The organism is Parasphingorhabdus sp., assembly GCF_049667325.1.
Taxonomy (GTDB): Bacteria; Pseudomonadota; Alphaproteobacteria; order Sphingomonadales; family Sphingomonadaceae; genus Parasphingorhabdus.
This window is the reverse complement of the sequence record NZ_JBATHY010000003.1, coordinates 1-2,181: the sequence shown is the minus strand read 5'-3', so window position 1 is coordinate 2,181 and position 2,181 is coordinate 1. Positions and strand designations below refer to the sequence as shown.

At 54.0% G+C, this 2,181-nt stretch carries 2 protein-coding genes; one reads left to right on the top strand and one right to left on the bottom strand.

Annotation, left to right across the window (positions count from 1 at the left end):
* Positions 1-1,327 (bottom strand): MFS transporter (locus tag WBM93_RS00090; RefSeq protein WP_424426933.1); only part of this gene is annotated, 1,327 nt, incomplete at its 3' end.
* Positions 1,328-1,534: 207 nt separating this feature from the next.
* Between WBM93_RS00090 and WBM93_RS00085 the strand changes: the two genes are divergently transcribed.
* Positions 1,535-2,181, top strand: a 647-nt coding sequence (locus WBM93_RS00085) for a cyclic nucleotide-binding domain-containing protein (RefSeq protein WP_424426931.1), incomplete at its 3' end; no start/stop codon positions are given.

Below are 2,181 nucleotides of genomic sequence, written 5' to 3'. Positions count from 1 at the left end.
TTTCCTTATGGACTTTCTCGTCATGGATATCCGCCATTTCCGGGAATTCCGGCAGCGACCGCTGGTCAACGCCCGAAGCTTCCTGTTCCATCTGGCGCACCGCAAAGTGCATCCAGGCCAGGGCAATGCCGACCAGCGCAAACAACACCATGAAGCAGCTCGTCCAGATGCCGGTCAAGTCGCTGACCGCACCAAAAACGATCGGCAAGATGAAGCCGCCGAGTCCGCCGACCATGCCGACCATGCCGCCGACCGAGCCGACGTGACCGGGATAATAGACCGGAATATGTTTATATACGGCCGCCTTTCCAAGCGACATGAAGAAGCCGAGTATGAAAACGGTAATGACGAAGGGTACCAGGCTCATAGAAGTCGAAAACTTGATGTCGCCCTCGATGCCGTGGATTACATAATCTGTTGCGGGGTAGGAGAGCATGAACAGGCAGACAAGCGAGATGCCAAAGGTCGCATACATGACCTTGCGCGCGCCATATTTGTCCGAAAGTATGCCGCCATAAGCACGAAACAGACTGGCCGACAGCGAGAAGGTTGCCGCAAGGATACCTGCCATTTTGATGTCGAGACCATAGACGCCCATCAGATATTTGGGCAGCCACAGAGCCAGTGCGACAAAGGCACCGAACACAAAGAAATAATAAAGCGAGAAACGCCAGACCTGCTGGTTCTTGAGCGGTTCAAGCTGCTGCTTCAGCGATTTCGGTTTTGCTCCGGAAATCTTGCGGGCGGCAAAATCGGGATCGTCTTTTGCGAACAGGAAAAAGGCGATTGCGGTAACACCAAGGACCAAGGCCCAGATTTGTGCCACGGCCGTCCAGCCGAGAGCAACCATGACAAAAGGCGCCGCAAATTTCGTAACCGCTGCGCCGACATTGCCCATGCCGAAAAAGCCCAGAGCCGTTCCCTGCTTCTCTTGCGGATACCATTTGGAGACATAGGCAACGCCTACCGCAAAACAGCCGCCAGCAAGGCCCAGACCAAGCGCTGCAACCAGCGTCAGGAAATAGGTGTCAGCAAACGATAGCAGGAATGTCGCGGCGGCCGAGGCCAGCATGGTGAGCGGGAATACCAGTCGCCCACCATATTGGTCGGCCCAGACCCCGAGAAACAGCCGGGTCAGTGACCCGGTAAGAATTGGCGTGCCAACGAGCAGACCGAATTGGGTGTCATTCAGACCCAGCTCGGCTTTGATTTCGATTCCGATAATGGCGAATATTGTCCAGACAGCAAAGCAGATGGTAAAGGCAAAGGTGCTCAGGCCGATGGCCCGGTTCTGATCAGCTACGGATGGAATATGGGTAGTCGACATGGCATGGCCCCGATAGAGTTTCTCGCGACGCTATTGGATGACTTGGTTGGGCGGCTTTTTGATCTGAATCAAAGCCGGAGGGGCTCAGGGGCAAAATTTGCTTGTTGCCTGATTAGTTTCAGGCCAAGCCTAGACTATTATCATCTCGCGGGTTGATAATGATCAATTGACCCGCGAAATTTGAATTCATGATCTAAGGAAATTTTTTTGCGTACAGGTGAACGTCCGGAAATAGCCAAGCTGCCTCTTTTTGCCGAAATGAACGAAGAACAGCGCGAACGCGTTTTTGCTGCGTCCCTTCTGCAGGTATTTCCTCCGCAACTGACATTATTCGACGTCGGTCAGAAACCGGATTTCCTCTATGTCCTTGTCGATGGTCTCGTCGAGCTCTTCACCACAAATGGTGACCGGGATTCGACATTGGCGATTGTTGAACCGGTGAGCAGCTTCATTCTGGCCGCGTTGGTCACTGACCAACCTTTTCTGATGTCTGCCCGCACGCTGAAATCTTCCCGAGTCATGCTGATCCCGGCCGACCTGTTGCGCGAAGTGATAAAACAGGATGGTGCATTGATGCAGGAGGCGATGCGCGAACTGGCGGTCGGTTACCGGAATATGGTGCGCGCGCTAACCGATATGAAATTGCGGCAATCGACCGAGCGGCTCGGGAATTTCCTCTTGCTGGAGAGCCGCAAGCGCAATGGCGATATGAATCTGCAACTACGCGGCGAAAAGAAACTACTCGCCTCGTTGCTCGGAATGACTCCTGAAAATCTGTCGCGCGCGCTCAGCGCACTGTCGAAACACGGGGTCGCCGTCAATGGCTCCAATATAACGATCAACGATCACGAGGC